This window comes from Falsihalocynthiibacter sp. BN13B15 (assembly GCF_041205415.1).
Classification (GTDB): domain Bacteria; phylum Pseudomonadota; class Alphaproteobacteria; order Rhodobacterales; family Rhodobacteraceae; genus Falsihalocynthiibacter; species Falsihalocynthiibacter arcticus.
On the sequence record NZ_JBGFCE010000007.1, the window covers coordinates 212,969 to 229,583 of the forward strand.

Here is a 16,615-nt window from a genome sequence, read left to right on the forward strand (position 1 = left end):
TAGGGAGGACTTAAAACGATGAAAATGAAACTTGCTACTATGGTAACAGCCGCTGCATTGTCTGCTGCTGTCCCCGCGATGGCGGACCTTATGTTCCCATCGCTCTCTTACCGCACCGGCCCCTATGCCGCTGGTGGTATTCCTTTTGCGGATGGTTATGCCGACTACTTCACGTTGCTTAACGAGCGCGATGGCGGTATCGGCGGCGTGAAAGCGAACGTGGTCGAATGCGAAACTGGCTATAACACCGAAAAAGGCGTTGAATGCTACGAGAGCACCAAGGGCGAGGGCGCGTTGATCTATCAACCCTTGTCCACAGGCATCACCTATCAGTTGATCCCCAAAGTGACCGCCGATGGAATCGCGCTTCACACAATGGGCTATGGCCGGACCTCAGCTAAAAACGGCAAGATTTTCAGTAACGTCTTCAACTATCCCGCAAATTATTGGGATGGCGCTTCGATCGCGGTAAACCACTTGCTCGACATGAACGATGGTAGCCTCGAGGGCAAAAAAGTTGCGCTTGTTTACCACAACTCTGCCTACGGCAAAGAGCCGATCCGCACCCTTGAAGAACTTGCCAAGAAGTACGGATTTGAGCTGACCCTTTTGGCCGTTGACCACCCTGGTCAGGAGCAAAAATCGCAATGGCTGCAAATCCGGCGCGAAAAACCCGACTATGTTTTGATGTGGGGTTGGGGCGTTATGAACCAAGTTGCGATCCAAGAAGCGGCAAATATTCGCTTCCCAATGGAGAACTTCGTTGGCGTTTGGTGGTCTGGTGGCGAGCATGATGTGCTACCGGCTGGCGATGGGGCGAATGGCTATAAAGCGGTGACCTTCCACAATGTTGGCAACGATTTCCCAGTTTTCGATGACGTTCAGAAATACGTTGTGGATACCGGCAAAGCGGCTGGTAACGGCGATCAAATCGGCACGGCGGTCTACAACCGTGGTTTCTATGCGGCGATGCTCGCGGCAGAAGCGGCTTTGAACGCACAGAAGATAGCGGGCAAAGCCGACATCAATGCGGCGGATATGCTTAAGGGCATGGAATCTCTTGAGATCACCGAAGCGCGTATGGCCGAACTCGGGATGCCGAATTTCGGTCCATCGTTTGCTGTCACCTGTGAAAACCATGGCGGCCCAGGTCTTGGCGCGATCCAACAGTGGGATGCGTCGACAAAAACTTGGTCGCTCATTAGTGAGTTTGCACCTTCTGATGGCCAAATCATCGACGCACTGGTCCTTGAAGATTCGATGGCCTATGCGGCGGAAAACAACATCGAAGAGCGTTGTAACTAAACACAAATTCCTTTGGCCACGGCGTGTTTTGTGGCCAAAGGGTACTTATTTAATTGAGAAAATGGTGAATACAATGCTGGACGCCACTCCTACACCCCAAGCCGAACCTCTTTTGGAGGTGAACAACATTGAGGTGATTTATAATCACGTTATCCTCGTTCTCAAAGGGGTGAGCCTGACTGTTCCCAAAGGGGGAATTACCGCCCTATTGGGTGGGAATGGAGCTGGAAAAACCACAACCTTGAAGGCCATCTCCAACCTGCTGCACAGCGAACGTGGCGAGGTTACAAAGGGGTCTATCCATTATCGTGGCGAGAGGGTTCAAGACCTTACGCCGTCGGATTTGGTGAAAAAGGGCGTGATTCAAGTCATGGAAGGCCGGCATTGTTTTGAGCATTTGACGATCGAAGAAAACCTGATGACGGGCGCCTATACGCGCCGCGATGGCAAAGCCGCCGTCGCCGCCGATCTCGAGATGGTCTACAATTATTTCCCGCGGCTCAAAGAGCGACGCAAAAGCCAGGCTGGATATGCCTCTGGCGGCGAGCAGCAAATGTGCGCCATTGGCCGCGCCCTCATGAGCCGTCCCGAGACCATTTTGTTGGACGAGCCGTCAATGGGCCTCGCCCCACAGCTCGTGGAACAGATTTTTGGGATCGTGAAATCGGTCAACGAGAACGAAGGCGTGAGTTTTCTTCTGGCGGAGCAAAACACCAATGTGGCGCTGCGTTTTGCGCATTACGGATACATCCTTGAAAGCGGTCGCGTTGTTATGGATGGCCCTGCTTCCGAGTTGCGGGAAAATCCGGACGTGAAGGAATTTTATCTGGGGATGTCCGATGACGGGCGCAAATCCTTCCGTGACGTGCGGAGTTATCGCCGGCGCAAGCGGTGGTTGAGTTAATGCGGGGCGACCGGATGCGATATTACGACGAACTAGAGGCGCGCAGTGCAGATCAACGTGCGGCGGGGATCGCACGGGCTTTGCCAGCTCAACTTGCTTCAGCCCAAAAGGCACCTGCGATTGCGGCATTGTTGGCGGGCATTGATGTGTCTAGTATTGCATCGGTTGCCGACTTGGCAAACCTTCCTGTGACGCGCAAGTCCGAACTGGTTTCTGGGCAATCCAAGAGCGCGCCTTTCGGGGGATTTACCACAGTGGGAGCCTCAGACTTCGAGCATATTTTCCAGAGCCCAGGGCCGATCTATGAGCCGGGCCGTCTTGGTGGTGATTGGTGGCGTATGGGGCGCTTTTTGCATGCCGCTGGAGTGGGGCGTGGAGACATCATCCAGAACTGCTTTAGCTATCATTTGACACCTGCTGGGATGATTTTTGAGAGCGGTGCGCGCGCCGTTGGTGCTACGGTGTTGCCCGCCGGAATTGGTCAGACGGAACTTCAGGTGAGGGCAGCGCATGATATCGGCGTCACCGCTTATGCCGGGACGCCGGATTACCTCAAAGTGATCTTGGACCGCGCTGAGACGGAGGGTCTAGCGTTAAAAATTAAGCGTGCTGTCGTCGGTGGCGGAGCCCTTTTCCCGAGCCTTCGACACGAATATGCGGACCGTGGGATCACGTGTTTGCAATGCTATGCAACGGCGGACCTCGGAAATATCGCCTATGAAAGCGAGGCGATGGATGGGATGATTGTCGACGAAGGCGTGATCGTTGAAATTGTCATCCCGGGGACGGGAATACCCGTTGCGGCGGGGGAGGTTGGCGAGGTTTTGGTGACGACACTCAATCCCGATTACCCGTTGATCAGATTCGCCACAGGCGATTTGAGCGCGGTTTTGTTGGGCGAAAGCCCATGTGGCCGAACGAATATGCGGATTAAGGGCTGGATGGGGCGTGCGGACCAAACGACCAAGATCAAGGGTATGTTTGTCCGACCTGAGCAAGTCGCGGACTTCGTGGCTAAGCATCCGGAAGTTCAGAAAGCCCGCGTGATTGCCACGCGCAAAGACGAGCAGGATATTCTCACTGTAAAAGTCGAGGCAACTTTTGGCGATGCCGCTGTGCTTGCTGCCAGCGTTTTTGAAACGCTCAAACTGCGCGGGAACATTGAAATAGTTCCCGTTGGAAGCTTACCTAACGACGGAAAAGTGATTGACGATCAGCGTAGCTACGACTGATTTCTCAGAGACAAAAAAAGGGGGCCCTGCGACTTGCGGGCCCCCTTTTTTGTCGACAATTTAGCAGATCCTAAGAGTTTCCGTAGAGTACGCGGACTTGCTTGTAGCTCATAAGTTTGCGCTCTTTCTCATCCCAAAGGCGGAGTTTCACGCACGCGATACTTTCTAGAATCGTGAGGCGCTGGTTGACGCTGAGGTCGGGATGGTCACGCATAACTTCCGTCAGGCGATAGAAGGGAATGCGAGAATAGAGGTGGTGCACATGATGCAAGCCGATATTTGCGGTCAGCCATTGAAGGACCGCCCCCAATTCATAGTGGGAACTGCCGTGCAGCGCGGCGTCGTGCATTTCCCAATCTTCGGCCACATCCCAATGCGTGTCTTCAAACTGATGCTGGACGTAAAAGAGCCAAACGCCCCCCATCGCGGCAAGCAAAGTTGTTGGCAAAAAGATCATTAGGATTGGAGCCCAACCGCCAAAATAGACAATAACGCCAAGGATCAATGCGATTGCGACGTTGGTTCCCATCGCGCTTGTCCAATATTTGCGGGATTTCATGAATCCGATGGGCAAGCGATATTGAAGGTAGAAAACATACGCAGGACCGATGACAAACAGAACCAACGGGCTGCGGTAGAGGCGATAGGCGAATTTTCCCCATGCCGAGCGTGCCTTATATTCTTCAACAGTCAGCGTCATGACGTCGCCCATGCCGCGTTGGTCTAGGTTTCCCGAGGCGGAGTGGTGAATAGCGTGCGTGCGCTTCCAGACGTCATAAGGTGTCAAAGTCAAAACGCCGAGCGCACGTCCAACCCAATCGGAAACTTCTCTGTTGGCGAAGAACGCGGCGTGGCCGCAATCATGTTGAATTGCAAACAGGCGCACAAGGAACAAGCCATTTACGAGCGCAATTGCGGCAGCCAGCCATGGGCTGACGGACAAAGCCAACCAAGCCAATGCCCAAAGGGCAAAGAAGGGTACCAATGTTACCGCAAGCTCAAATAGGCTGCGCCAAAGAATAGGCTCGCGGTATTTTGCGAGAACGCGAAGCCAATCGCGGGCTGTATCAACCTTTTTAGGTTCAGCCGACACGTCCGACTGCGGGACGGGCTGGGAAGCGAGTTGGTTCATGCTGCTCTCTTTTTATAACTTGCTCGTTGGGGGCAATGTAAGGGTGTGAAGCATATATTGCCATCTATTTGTATTTGTTTTCTTAACAAAAGGGCTATTTCACGCCGACAATCGCGGCCCAAAAAAAAGCCGCCCGAAAAAGGCGGCTTTTTTTCTAATTTATAGAGGGGGTTAGCCCTGGCGCGCTTTAAAGCGGGGTTGCGTTTTGTTGATCACATAAACGCGGCCCTTGCGACGTACTACGCGGCAATCGCGATGACGGTTCTTGAGCGAGCGGAGCGAATTCCGGACTTTCATGGCCTTCTCCTTTTATCGCGGCGCGTGGCGCCTCGGGTTACAATCGGCCCCTTGCGGGGAAATTTGGTACATCACTCTGACGAATCAGAAGTAATGGTGGGCACGACTGGGTTCGAACCAGTGACCCCTTCGATGTCAACGAAGTGCTCTACCACTGAGCTACGCGCCCAAATTTTAGCGGTGCCTTTTGCGCCCTAAACAAATAGGACGCGGAAAAACCGCGTCAACTGGCGCTGTCTATAAAAGGAGTCGTGGCGGTGTTCAAGGCCTTTGGTGCGGAATTATTTCGGTCTATAGTGATTGTAACGGGGGGCTTAAATGATCAAAACCACTTTTTCGCTTAAAATGCCTGAAAATAAGGAAACTTCGGTGGTTTTTGCCGTGCCACATAGTGGCCGCGAGTATGATCGAAAGTTCAAAAGAAAGTCGATTCTCGACGAAAAATCGATTCGAACCTCGGAAGATGCGTTCGTGGACATGCTTTTTGATACAGCACCGAAGTATGGAGCCGTGTTTCTGGCGGCAAAATTTCCGCGTGCGTTCGTTGATTTGAATCGAAATGTTGACGAACTTGATCCGGCGCTGATCGAAGGCTTGAAAAAGAACACGACTAATCCGCGCGTGGCATCGGGGCTGGGCGTCATCCCGCGCGTCGTTTCGGGCGGGCGCGCAATTTATCGCGGCAAGATTACCCATGATGAGGCGTTAAAGCGGATTGCCGATTATTGGCACCCATATCACGACATATTGCATCGCATCATGGCGCGCAATCTGTCGGAATTTGGTCAGGCGGTATTGGTGGATTGCCATTCGATGCCGCATGAAGCGTTGGATGCCATTGCGCGTTCGGGTGCGCAGCGTCCCGATGTTGTGATTGGGGATCGCTTCGGGGCTTCGGCCAGCGAAGCGATAGTTTGTCAAATTGAAGAAATATTTCGGGCGCAAGGCCTGCGCGTTCTGCGAAATATGCCGTTTGCGGGCGCGTATATTACGAAAGAATATGGGCGCATCAGTGCGAACCAACACGCGGTTCAAATCGAGATTGACCGCTCCCTTTATATGAACGAGCAAATGATCCGCCCGAATGGGAATTTTAACGCGTTTCGCAAGATGATGCAGGATGTGACGGGGCAAATTGCCGATATCGGGCGCGTTGAAGCGCGCATGGCGGCGGAATAGTCAGCGCAAAGAGCGCCCCTTCATGATCGCATCTTTGCCAAAACGTGCTCGGATTTCATCGGCGGCCCGCTCGGCGCGGCCGCGTTTGATGGCTTCGGGATCAAGCAGGTCACCCGTTAAATCGGCACCACCTTCTGGAATAAGATCACTGATCCCTACACCAATGAGGCGGTATGGTTTGTGATCGGGAACAGCGTCGAACAAGTCTCTGGCAGTGCGATAAATTTTGTCGGCCATTTGCGTGGCATCGCGCAGGGATACGCGGCGGGACAGCGCGGTAAAATCGGCGCGTTTCAGCTTTAGGGTCACGACCTTGCCCGCCATGTTTTTAGCTTTGGCGCGGTCGCTGACTTGCTCGGCCAATCGCCACATGTGACCGTCCAGTAGTTCGACGTCGGAAATATCGTCGAAAAAAGTGGTCTCTTTGGAAATGGATTTCACCGAGGCATTGGCGGTAATGCGGCGATAATCTTGGCCGCGGGCAAGATGCCACAAGCGATCACCCATGCTGCCGAAACGGGCGGTCAAATCCGCGCGCTCCCATCGCAAGAGATCATCAAATGTGCGCAGTCCCGCCTTTTCCAGCGAAATCTGAAATGCAGGGCCGACGCCCCAAATCATGCGGATCGGTTTCCCTGCCAAAAACGCGGGTGTCTCGGCTTTGCCGATCACGGAATATCCGCGCGGTTTGTCCAGATCACTGGCCACTTTGGCGAGAAACTTGTTGTGAGACAGGCCGATAGATCCCGACAGCCCCAATTCCTCGTCCATGCGTTTTACCAGACGCGCGAGCATGACGGCGGGGGGGCGGCCATGAAGCCGCTGCGTGCCAGAGAGATCAAGGAAGGCTTCATCCAGCGAAAGCGGTTCTATTTTCGGGGTCAACTCGTCCATCATCGCGCGGATCGCACGGCTAGCCTCAACATAGGCGTCCATGCGCGGCTTCACGACTTCGGCTTCGGGGCAAAGTTTGAGGGCTTGAAACATCGGCATCGCGGACCGCACACCCTTGAGCCGCGCGATATAGCAAGCGGTGGAGACAACGCCCCGTTTCCCGCCGCCAATAATAACCGGTTTGTCCCGCAGTTCGGGATTGTCGCGCTTCTCAACACTGGCATAAAACGCGTCACAGTCCATATGGGCGGTCGAAAGGTCGAAAAGCTCGGGATGGACTAGAACGCGTGGGCTGCCACACTCCGTACACCGCAACCTAAGGGATATCGGTGTCTCAAAATAGGATAAACAGTTTCGACAAAGGGCTGGCATGCGGTTAAAATAAGCGCATGACTAGAATTACACAATGGACGCATTTTGGTGTTTTGCGCTTTGATCCGTAAGCAGTTCAGCCCATAACGAGTACAACAAAAGGAATTTATTATGAATATAGAACAGATTGTGCTCGATTTATTGAGCGGTAACATCGTCGTGCTTTTGCTTGCGGGCCTTGTAATCATACTGATTTTCAAAGGAATTAAGATTGTTCCCCAGTCGGAAAAATATGTGGTTGAGCGACTCGGGCGTTTGAAAGCCGTTTTAGGGCCTGGAATCAACTTTATCGTTCCGTTTCTGGATACTGTGCGCCACAAGATTTCGATCCTTGAGCGCCAACTTCCAAGCGCATCTCAAGATGCCATTACGGCGGACAACGTTTTGGTGCAGGTCGAGACCAGTGTTTTCTACCGCATCATTGAACCCGAAAAAACCGTTTACCGGATTCGCGATGTGGATGCAGCGATTGCTACAACAGTTGCTGGGATTGTGCGGTCGGGAATCGGGACGATGGAACTGGACGAAGTTCAATCCAATCGTCAGCAATTGATTTCCCAAATCAAAACCCAAGTCGAAGACGCGGTGGATGATTGGGGTATTCAGGTAACTCGGGCAGAAATTCTGGACGTGAACTTGGACGAGCAAACCCGCCAAGCCATGTTGCAACAGCTGAATGCAGAGCGTGCACGTCGCGCCCAAGTCACCGAAGCCGAGGGCACTAAACGCGCCGTTGAACTTAATGCCGATGCGGAGCTGTACTCCGCTGAGCAGCAAGCCAAAGCGCGCCGGATTTCGGCGGATGCCGAGGCCTATGCCACGGAAGTTGTTGCGATGGCGATCAAGACCCACGGCATTGAGTCCGCGCAATACCAAGTGGCCCTCAAGCAAGTTGAGGCCCTCGCGATCATTGGCAAAGGGGATGGACAGCAAACGATTATCCTGCCCTCAAGCGCGATTGAAGCCTTTGGCAATGCGTTTAACTTGCTGAAAGGGAAAGTGTAATGAACTGGACCGACTGGTGGGTTTGGATGGCAGCAGGGGTCGCGCTCGCGATCCTTGAGGTCATCCTGCCGGGGGCGATTTTCCTTGGGTTTGCTGTCGGGGCTTTTATGGTCGGGCTGTTGTTTTTGCTCGGCATCCCGCTTGGCGGAGTCTACACGACTTTCCTCGTTTTCGCGGTTATCTCGGCCCTCGCGTGGTTTGTGCTGCGCAGGTACCTTGGCGTGCGTAAGGGGCAGATCAAGACCTTCGACAAAGACATCAACGACTAGGCATTGCGCTTCACGTCCTTGATGGACGCAAGAATGGACTGAGCAGCGGCCGCAGGGTTGCTTGCTTGCCAAATCGGGCGACCCACAACGATATAATCGGCCCCGTCAGATAAGGCATCACGCGGAGTTGCGACGCGCTTTTGATCACCCAAATCCGCACCCGCTGGCCGAACGCCGGGAGTGACAATGAGGCGACCTTTGGCTTGGGGCAACGCTCGGATCAAGGCAGCCTCTTGGGGGCTTGCGATCACGCCGTCGGCGCCTGCTTCAAGCGCTTTTGCTGCCCGTTCCACCACCAAATCTTGAATAGCGCCTGCTTTTATGAGGCCCGCATCAAGGTCGGCGCGATCAAGAGACGTCAGGATCGTTACCGCGAGAATTTTCAGATCACTTCCCGCCTTGCCTTCGCCCGCCGCCCGCACAACATGCGGGTCGCCGTGCACCGTTAGGAAATCGAAATCATACTGGGCGATCCCGCGTACCGCCGCCTCGACCGTTGCGCCAATGTCAAAGAACTTCATGTCGAGAAAAATGCGTTTGCCATGCTCTTGTTTTAGCTCATTCGCCAAGGCCAATCCGCCACCCGTCAGCATACCAAGACCGATTTTATAGAAGTCCACGGTAGGGTTGAGTTTCGCGCAAAGTTCAAGGCCCGTCACCACGTTAGGGACATCGAGGGCAACGATAAGGCGATCATCAGACATGGGAATGCTCCGGTTGGCAAAGGGTTGGGTCTCTCTTACGCGGCCCGTGCGGGTCCATCAAGCGGGCAGGCGAAAAATCCACCGTTAGACCTTGATTAGAGTCCGTCTGAGTACCATTTTAAGACCAGGCGAATAGGGAACTGTGCTGCAATGGCGGGCGGTTCGAATATGAGTGCTAATCAGGAGACTAAAATGAATATTGAAAAGTTCACAGAACGGTCGCGCGGATTTATTCAGGCGGCACAAACAATTGCAGTACGCGAAAATCATCAACGTCTTGCACCGGAGCATTTGCTCAAGGCGCTGTTGGATGACGATCAGGGTCTTGCAGCTAATTTGATTGCCGCCGCTGGCGGAGACCTAAAACTTGTAGACGAGTCGCTTCAGGTTGCTTTTGGAAAATTCTCCAAGGTCACGGGCGATGCCGCGCAAGTCTATATTGACCCGCAGACTGCCAAAGTTTTGGCCGAGGCGGAAAAACTTGCCAAGCAGGCTGGTGACAGCTTTGTTCCGGTTGAGCGCATTTTGACGGCCCTCGCGATCACCAAATCCAAAGCCAAAGAGGCGTTGGATGCTGGGGGCGTGACTGCGCAAAAACTCAACGAAGCGATCAATGATGTTCGCAAGGGACGCACCGCAGATAGTGCGAGTGCCGAAGATAGTTATGAGGCGCTCAAAAAATACGCGACCGACCTGACACAGTCTGCCAAGGAAGGTAAAATTGATCCGATTATTGGGCGCGACGAAGAAATCCGCCGTACAATGCAGGTCTTGAGTCGTCGCACAAAAAACAACCCCGTTTTGATTGGGGAGCCAGGCGTCGGGAAAACGGCGATTGCCGAAGGACTCGCCTTGCGGATTGTAAGTGGCGACGTGCCCGAAAGTCTTCGCAACAAAAAGCTCATGTCACTTGATATGGGCTCGCTGATTGCGGGTGCGAAGTATCGTGGCGAATTTGAGGAGCGCCTTAAAGCGGTCCTGAACGAAGTTACGGCTGCAGCGGGTGAAATAATCCTGTTTATCGACGAAATGCACACCCTTGTTGGGGCCGGTAAATCGGACGGTGCGATGGACGCAAGCAACCTTTTGAAACCTGCTCTCGCACGGGGAGAGTTGCATTGTATCGGCGCGACAACCTTGGCGGAATACCGCAAACACGTTGAAAAAGACGCCGCCCTCGCGCGCCGTTTTCAACCCGTTTTGGTGGAAGAGCCTACCGTCGAGGATACAATCTCGATCCTGCGTGGGATCAAGGAAAAATATGAGCTTCATCACGGCGTTCGTATTACCGACAGCGCGCTTGTTGCGGCGAGCACCTTGAGTCACCGTTATATTACGGATCGGTTTTTGCCCGACAAAGCTATCGATTTGATGGACGAAGCCGCGAGCCGTTTGCGCATGGAGGTGGACAGTAAACCTGAGGAACTCGACACCCTTGATCGCGACATTTTGCAAAAGCAGATTGAAGTGGAGGCCTTACGGTCCGAAGACGATCAAGCGAGTCAGGATAGGCTGGAAAAATTGCTCGTTGAGCTATCTGGTTTGCTTGAAAAATCCTCCGAGATGACGGCGAACTGGCAAGCAGAGCGCAGCAAATTGGCAAATGCACGGGATATTAAGGAGCATTTGGATCGCGCGCGCGCCGAACTGGAAATTGCTAAACGTGAAGGCAATCTCGCCAAAGCGGGGGAGCTGTCTTATGGCGTGATTCCGGACCTAGAAAAACGCTTGGAACTCGCTGAGGCGAGCGAGAGCGAGTCGATGGTGGCTGAAGCCGTTCGTCCAGAACAAATCGCGAGTGTGGTTGAGCGTTGGACAGGTATTCCGACCTCGAAAATGCTTGAAGGCGAGCGCGACAAGCTGCTGCGTATGGAAGAGGGCCTTGGGCGGCGTGTCATCGGACAACGCAAGGCCGTAAAAGCGGTTTCGAATTCTGTGCGCCGTGCACGGGCAGGTTTGAATGACGAAAACCGTCCCCTTGGGTCGTTTCTATTCCTTGGGCCCACTGGTGTGGGGAAAACCGAACTTACGAAGGCGGTGGCAGAATTCCTGTTTGATGACGACAACGCGATGACGCGGGTTGATATGTCGGAATTCATGGAGAAACACTCGGTTGCGCGTTTGATCGGGGCACCTCCGGGCTATGTTGGCTATGAAGAAGGCGGTGTTTTAACCGAGGCCGTGCGGCGCAAACCGTATCAAGTCATCCTTTTTGATGAGGTCGAGAAAGCGCACCCTGATGTCTTCAACGTCTTGTTACAGGTTCTGGATGACGGGATTTTAACGGATGGTCAGGGGCGTCGCGTTGATTTCAAGCAGACGTTGATAATTTTGACGTCGAATCTTGGGGCGCAAGCGTTGAGCCAACTGCCAGATGGTGCGGACGCAAGTGATGCCAAGCGGGATGTGATGGATGCGGTGCGGGCGCATTTTAGGCCTGAATTCCTCAACCGATTGGATGATATCGTCATATTTGACCGTCTTGCACGCGAGGATATGAGTGGAATTGTGGAGATCCAGCTTGGTCTTTTGAACAAACGTCTGGCCACACGATCCATTACGCTCGAACTTGATCTGGCTGCGAAAAAGTGGCTAGCGGATGAGGGGTATGATCCGGTCTTTGGGGCGCGTCCTCTTAAGCGCGTGTTTCAACGTGCCTTGCAAGATGAGCTTGCTGAGATGATCTTGGCTGGCGACGTTCTGGATGGGGATACCGTCAAGGTTTCGGCGGGCAGTGATGGCTTGATTGTGGGCGATCATCTGTCTCCATCCGAAAAACGGCCACCAGAGAGTGCGGTTGTCCATTAACTGCACACAATAGCGCCAGGTCAAACCCAGCCAGATTGGCTGGGTTTTTCTTCGGTCAAATTAAGAGTGCAGAAGTATTTGACTTGTATCGGAACTTTTCCCCCCGCATCATTCGCCAAATATATTTGGAGAGATTTAATGATGCGATTCATGGGGTGGGCGGGACAGGCGCTCGAAATTTTGGCACTATTGTTCGTCTTCATCATTGGCTTTTTTGTACTTATGGCGCTGGTCATGTTTGTGATCGACAAGGTGCAAAAAGAGGACGCGGTTCGCAGGAATTATCCGGTCATCGGGCGCTTTCGGCATTTATTCACAACTCTAGGCGAATTTTTTAGACAGTATTTTTTCGCGATGGATCGCGAGGAGCTTCCATTTAATCGCGCGCAACGAGAATGGATCGATCGCGCAGCCAAAGGCGCAAGCAACACGGTCGCTTTCGGGAGTACGCGCAATTTGTCGGTTGTGGGCACACCGATTTTTGTCAATGCCGCGTTTCCCCCGCTTGATGATCAAATCACCAAAACTGAACCAATGGAAATTGGCCCCTTTGCACGCACTCCTTATATTGCTCCGTCGATTTTCAATATCTCGGGGATGAGTTTTGGCGCTTTGTCTAAGCCAGCGGTTCGCGCGCTCAGTCGTGGTGCGGCCAAGGCTGGAATTTGGTTGAATACGGGGGAGGGTGGTGCGGCCCCCTATCACTATGAGGGCGGCTGTGACATTGTTTTCCAAATCGGTACTGCGCATTATGGCGTGCGAAGCGAGGATGGAAGCCTGAGTGACGAAAAGCTACGCGAAGTTGCCTCGCACCCTCAAATCAAGATGTTTGAGTTGAAATTGGCGCAGGGGGCAAAGCCGGGAAAAGGTGGTATTTTACCCGCGTCTAAAGTGACGGCGGAAATAGCGAGTATTCGTGGGATTCCCGAAGGGGAGGCCAGTATTTCGCCGAACCGACATGCCGCGGTCGCAAATTGGGGCGAATTGCTCGATTATATCGGTCATATTCGAGAGGTTTCGGGCAAACCCGTCGGATTCAAAACGGTCGTTGGGAGCCCAGATGCAATTGAAGAGTTGTTTAAGCTGATTGTCGAACGAGGCCCTGAGTGCGCACCGGACTTTATTACTATTGATGGAGGGGAGGGTGGGTCCGGCGCAGCACCTATGCCGTTGATTGATCTGGTCGGGATGAGCGTTCGCGAAGCGCTGCCAAAGGTTTCCGCTTTGCGCGATTCCTATGGGTTGAAAGAACGCATTCGCATCATTGCGAGCGCCAAACTGGTTAATCCTGGGGATGTGGCATGGGCGCTGGCCGCAGGAGCGGACTTTGTCACATCGGCGCGGGGCTTTATGTTCAGCCTTGGTTGCATTCAGGCCTTAAAATGCAACAGAAATACCTGCCCGACGGGAATTACAACGCATGATCCGCATTTGCAGCAGGGTTTGGTGCCGGAAGAAAAATACAAAAAGGTGGCCCGTTATGCCGAAGGTATCATCCATGAGGTTGAGACCATCGCGCATTCCGTTGGTGTTCTTGAACCGCGACAAATCCAACGTAGCCATGTGCGTTTGGTGATGGCGGATGGCTCAAGTCGGCGCATGAGCCAAATTCACCCGAATAAGAGCGAAGCAGAACGCTCCGCTCTTTAGATGGCTTTATTCTAGCAAGCCAATATTGATGCCAAAGGTCACGCCGCCAAGCAATTCACCTGTCGCAGGGTCGGAAATAGCGGAAGAAACCTGAACCAGATAGGCTCCAGTGCTTTCGTCTAGTTCAACCTCACTGGTGTGAATTGAGCCGCTGCCCTTGCCATACGTCTCTTGGTACTTCGCTTCATCGCCCTGCCAGTAGTCGGACGTGAGCCCGCTTTGACCTACGTTCAGGCCAACCATATCAAACACGAAAACTTCGGATACCACCCCATTAGACGACAACTGTTTTTCAATCAGGTATTTTGAGATTTCCCGCGCCATAACTTCAGATTGGATCGGGGTTTCAGTTGCACCGACTTCGGCACGCCAAAGATTGTCTAGGTTAATAATATCTGCTTCGACGAGAGTCGCGTGTGCCGCATTTTGCGCGCGCAGAGCGTCGATCACTGTGGGGTTTTCGACCCATGCGGCAAGTGTGTTTTCGAGGACGCCTGAGATATTGGCTTCAGTGTCGATTGCCTGTGCGCTGTGTGCGAGCAAACTGAAAGCAAGGGCTGATGTTACGAAGAGACGTTTCATACGGTGTTCCTTAAAATAGGGATTCAGAACCGTAATTTGCTCATGAAACTCTTAATCAACACCTAAAGCGGTTTCCACATCCGTATAAAATTGTAGCAATCAAGGCAGACAACTCGTGAAGGTGGGGGGATTATTTCAACGCAATGACGAAAACACCGATTATTCTCACGCCCACCAAACAAATTCGTGAGTTCTGTCTATTTATCTTTTTGTTGAGGCCTTTTCGATTAACTTTAGGAGAAATTGCTGGAGGTGCAAATGGCACAACGTTTTAAAACTAATCTCAAATGGTCTGACGTGACCCCGCGGGCAGATTTCCTTAATCGGCGCCAAGTCATGGCAGGAATGGGCGCGGCAGGGTTGATCGCGGCAAGTCCGGTGAGCGCGAAAATCGCCACTGTTGCGAGCGAGTACTCATCAAGTGAGAAGCCAAACAGCCTCAAGGACATCTCTAACTACAACAATTTCTACGAGTTCGGCACCGGTAAAGGGGACCCTGCGAAATATGCGGGGCGTCTAACTGTGGACCCGTGGAGTGTAAAAATCGACGGTATGGTCGACAAACCCGGGACCTATGACCTCGCTGATTTGACCAAGGGTATGACGATGGAGGAGCGGATTTACCGTTTCCGTTGCGTCGAGGCTTGGGCGATGGTGATCCCGTGGGTCGGGTTTGAGTTGTCCTCGCTCCTTCAGCGCGTCGGAGTTCAGTCTGGTGCAAAGTATATTGCGTTTGAAACCCTTGAACGCCCCGACGAAATGATCGGCCAGCAAAGCCGGACCATTCCTTGGCCTTACCGTGAAGGTTTGCGCATGGACGAGGCGATGAATCCGCTTACGATTTTGGCGACGGGCCTTTATGGCGACGATCTGCCCAAGCAAAACGGGGCGCCATTGCGTTTGGTTGTGCCGTGGAAATATGGTTTCAAGTCGATCAAATCGATTGTGCGCATCACAGCCACCAACAAACAGCCCGAGACAAGCTGGAACATGATCAACGCACGCGAGTATGGTTTCTATTCGAATGTGAATCCGACTGTGGACCACCCGCGTTGGAGCCAAGCGAGTGAACGCAAGATTGGCGGCCTTATCGCCAAGCGCCAAGAGACCCTCATGTTCAATGGTTATGAAGAAGAAGTGGCCAAACTGTATAAGGGTATGGACCTCAAGAAAAACTACTAAGCTAAATTGAGCATCGGCAAGCGGGTTCACCCAAAATTGCCGATGCGAACCACTCCCTATATACAGAGAGACGCTGCGCGCATGTTCGACCCAATTCAAACGATCAATCAAACCGCGCGCAAAATTCCCGCGTGGAGCCTGTATTTTCTGGGTCTCGTACCCGTTTCATTTTTGGTTTTTCAATTGTTCGCGGGAAACCTTGGGGTTGATCCGGTTAAACGGCTTGAGCATGAACTCGGGGAAATCGCGTTGCAGCTCCTCATAGCGGGATTAGCAATTACACCGTTGCGGACCAAGCTTGCCATCAACCTGATCAAATTTCGCCGCGCCATCGGACTTTTGGCCTTTGCCTATGTCGCCATGCATCTGGCGGTTTGGCTCTTCCTTGATATGCAACTCCTCCTCACGCAAATCCTAAAGGACATCGTAAAGCGCTGGTACATTACCATTGGGATGCTTGGATTTGCCTTGATGATTCCCTTGGCGATCACGTCCAACAATCTCTCCTTGCGGAAACTGGGTGGGGCGAGGTGGCGCAACCTGCACAAGCTCACCTATGGTGCGGCGTTGGCGGGTGGGCTTCATTACGTGATCCTTGTGAAGGGGTGGCAAGTTGAACCGATGATCTATCTGGGTATCATCATAGTACTTTTGGGTCTCCGTCTGCCGCAATTGCGCAGATTGAAGCTCGCATAGGGTTGTAGGTGTGGTAGTTCCCGAAGTTTCGGCCTTCCCTGGTTGTGTTGGGATTCAACCGAGCTGGGCACGCCCCCATTTTCATTTCCAATGAGTGAGTCGGGTGACTCGACAAAGACTCACGTGACAATTCCGCGAAGCCACACCTTGAGTCTGTGGATAACTGTTGATTTGGAGTGTTTTGGTTGGATTTCTTGCCGTGGTTGTCTGGAATTCGGGTGTTGGTCCGTGATTTTTTGCACCATTTTTCTGCCTTTTACTGAGGAAACGTGAGCCTTTTGAAGTTTTTATGACTTTTTCATAAAAAGGGGTTGCGGGTCTTGGTGGGTGGGACTAGAACCCCTCTACCGGCGGCGCAGAGATGCTCCACTGGGTCACTGGACGGGTCGAGAGGCCAGACGGTG

At 53.0% G+C, this 16,615-nt stretch carries 15 protein-coding genes and 1 tRNA gene; 10 read left to right on the forward strand and 6 right to left on the reverse strand.

Features of this window, described 5'->3' with window-relative positions; genetic code table 11:
• Nucleotides 1-18: 18 nt before the first annotated feature.
• The 3 genes from AB9F26_RS13665 to AB9F26_RS13675 all read left to right on the forward strand — a co-directional run bounded on the left by AB9F26_RS13665 (nucleotide 19) and on the right by AB9F26_RS13675 (nucleotide 3,441).
• Nucleotides 19-1,305 (forward strand): ABC transporter substrate-binding protein, encoded by a 1,287-nt coding sequence (locus tag AB9F26_RS13665; RefSeq protein ID WP_369768276.1) that lies wholly within the window; start codon nucleotides 19-21, stop codon nucleotides 1,303-1,305.
• 73 nt (nucleotides 1,306-1,378) lie between these two features.
• Nucleotides 1,379-2,209 carry an ABC transporter ATP-binding protein gene (locus AB9F26_RS13670; protein ID WP_039001189.1) on the forward strand — a complete coding sequence of 277 codons (831 nt, stop codon included), beginning with the start codon at nucleotides 1,379-1,381 and terminating at the stop codon, nucleotides 2,207-2,209.
• A gap of 14 nt (nucleotides 2,210-2,223) precedes the next feature.
• Nucleotides 2,224-3,441, forward strand: a complete 1,218-nt coding sequence (locus AB9F26_RS13675) for a phenylacetate--CoA ligase family protein (RefSeq protein WP_335584042.1) — start codon at nucleotides 2,224-2,226, stop codon at nucleotides 3,439-3,441.
• Nucleotides 3,442-3,511: 70 nt separating this feature from the next.
• On the opposite strand, the gene AB9F26_RS13680 is transcribed toward AB9F26_RS13675, so the two are convergent.
• From AB9F26_RS13680 to AB9F26_RS13690, 3 genes are all read right to left on the reverse strand, one after another.
• Nucleotides 3,512-4,573 carry a fatty acid desaturase gene (locus AB9F26_RS13680; RefSeq protein WP_335584043.1) on the reverse strand — a complete coding sequence of 354 codons (1,062 nt, stop codon included), beginning with the start codon at nucleotides 4,571-4,573 and terminating at the stop codon, nucleotides 3,512-3,514.
• 171 nt (nucleotides 4,574-4,744) lie between these two features.
• Entirely contained in the window at nucleotides 4,745-4,870 is a 126-nt protein-coding gene (gene ykgO / locus AB9F26_RS13685) for a type B 50S ribosomal protein L36 (RefSeq protein WP_008282420.1), read from the reverse strand.
• Between the two features lie 94 nt (nucleotides 4,871-4,964).
• Nucleotides 4,965-5,039, reverse strand: a tRNA-Val gene (locus AB9F26_RS13690).
• Nucleotides 5,040-5,188: 149 nt separating this feature from the next.
• Here AB9F26_RS13690 and AB9F26_RS13695 point away from each other — a divergent pair.
• On the forward strand, nucleotides 5,189-6,049 hold the full coding sequence (locus AB9F26_RS13695) for an N-formylglutamate amidohydrolase (protein WP_369768278.1): 861 nt from the start codon (nucleotides 5,189-5,191) through the stop codon (nucleotides 6,047-6,049).
• On the opposite strand, the gene AB9F26_RS13700 is transcribed toward AB9F26_RS13695, so the two are convergent.
• Nucleotides 6,050-7,315 carry a DNA polymerase IV gene (locus AB9F26_RS13700; RefSeq protein WP_369768279.1) on the reverse strand — a complete coding sequence of 422 codons (1,266 nt, stop codon included), beginning with the start codon at nucleotides 7,313-7,315 and terminating at the stop codon, nucleotides 6,050-6,052. It lies immediately after the preceding gene.
• Nucleotides 7,316-7,426: 111 nt separating this feature from the next.
• On the opposite strand from AB9F26_RS13700, the gene AB9F26_RS13705 reads away from it, so the two are divergent.
• Nucleotides 7,427-8,320, forward strand: coding sequence for an SPFH domain-containing protein (locus tag AB9F26_RS13705; RefSeq protein ID WP_335584046.1), 894 nt, complete (start codon nucleotides 7,427-7,429; stop codon nucleotides 8,318-8,320).
• Nucleotides 8,320-8,589 carry an NfeD family protein gene (locus tag AB9F26_RS13710; protein WP_039001178.1) on the forward strand — a complete coding sequence of 90 codons (270 nt, stop codon included), beginning with the start codon at nucleotides 8,320-8,322 and terminating at the stop codon, nucleotides 8,587-8,589. The genes AB9F26_RS13705 and AB9F26_RS13710 overlap by 1 nt, the downstream gene beginning before the upstream one ends.
• Here AB9F26_RS13710 and pyrF read toward each other — a convergent pair.
• Nucleotides 8,586-9,293 carry an orotidine-5'-phosphate decarboxylase gene (gene pyrF / locus AB9F26_RS13715; protein WP_335584047.1) on the reverse strand — a complete coding sequence of 236 codons (708 nt, stop codon included), beginning with the start codon at nucleotides 9,291-9,293 and terminating at the stop codon, nucleotides 8,586-8,588. The genes AB9F26_RS13710 and pyrF overlap by 4 nt on opposite strands.
• A gap of 192 nt (nucleotides 9,294-9,485) precedes the next feature.
• Here pyrF and clpB point away from each other — a divergent pair, with 192 nt between their 5' ends.
• Together clpB and AB9F26_RS13725 are read left to right on the forward strand one after the other, a co-directional pair.
• Nucleotides 9,486-12,101 carry an ATP-dependent chaperone ClpB gene (gene clpB / locus AB9F26_RS13720; protein ID WP_369768280.1) on the forward strand — a complete coding sequence of 872 codons (2,616 nt, stop codon included), beginning with the start codon at nucleotides 9,486-9,488 and terminating at the stop codon, nucleotides 12,099-12,101.
• A 150-nt stretch (nucleotides 12,102-12,251) separates the two neighbouring features.
• Nucleotides 12,252-13,751: an FMN-binding glutamate synthase family protein gene (locus AB9F26_RS13725; RefSeq protein WP_369755438.1), complete on the forward strand. Its 1,500-nt coding sequence runs from the start codon at nucleotides 12,252-12,254 to the stop codon at nucleotides 13,749-13,751.
• 6 nt (nucleotides 13,752-13,757) lie between these two features.
• Here the strand turns inward: AB9F26_RS13725 and AB9F26_RS13730 are convergent, their stop codons facing one another.
• Nucleotides 13,758-14,333, reverse strand: a complete 576-nt coding sequence (locus tag AB9F26_RS13730) for a hypothetical protein (protein ID WP_335584049.1) — start codon at nucleotides 14,331-14,333, stop codon at nucleotides 13,758-13,760.
• A 258-nt stretch (nucleotides 14,334-14,591) separates the two neighbouring features.
• Here AB9F26_RS13730 and msrP point away from each other — a divergent pair, with 258 nt between their 5' ends.
• Together msrP and msrQ are read left to right on the forward strand one after the other, a co-directional pair.
• Nucleotides 14,592-15,515 carry a protein-methionine-sulfoxide reductase catalytic subunit MsrP gene (gene msrP, locus AB9F26_RS13735; protein ID WP_369768281.1) on the forward strand — a complete coding sequence of 308 codons (924 nt, stop codon included), beginning with the start codon at nucleotides 14,592-14,594 and terminating at the stop codon, nucleotides 15,513-15,515.
• A gap of 81 nt (nucleotides 15,516-15,596) precedes the next feature.
• On the forward strand, nucleotides 15,597-16,211 hold the full coding sequence (gene msrQ / locus AB9F26_RS13740; protein ID WP_369768282.1) for a protein-methionine-sulfoxide reductase heme-binding subunit MsrQ: 615 nt from the start codon (nucleotides 15,597-15,599) through the stop codon (nucleotides 16,209-16,211).
• Nucleotides 16,212-16,615 lie beyond the last annotated feature (404 nt).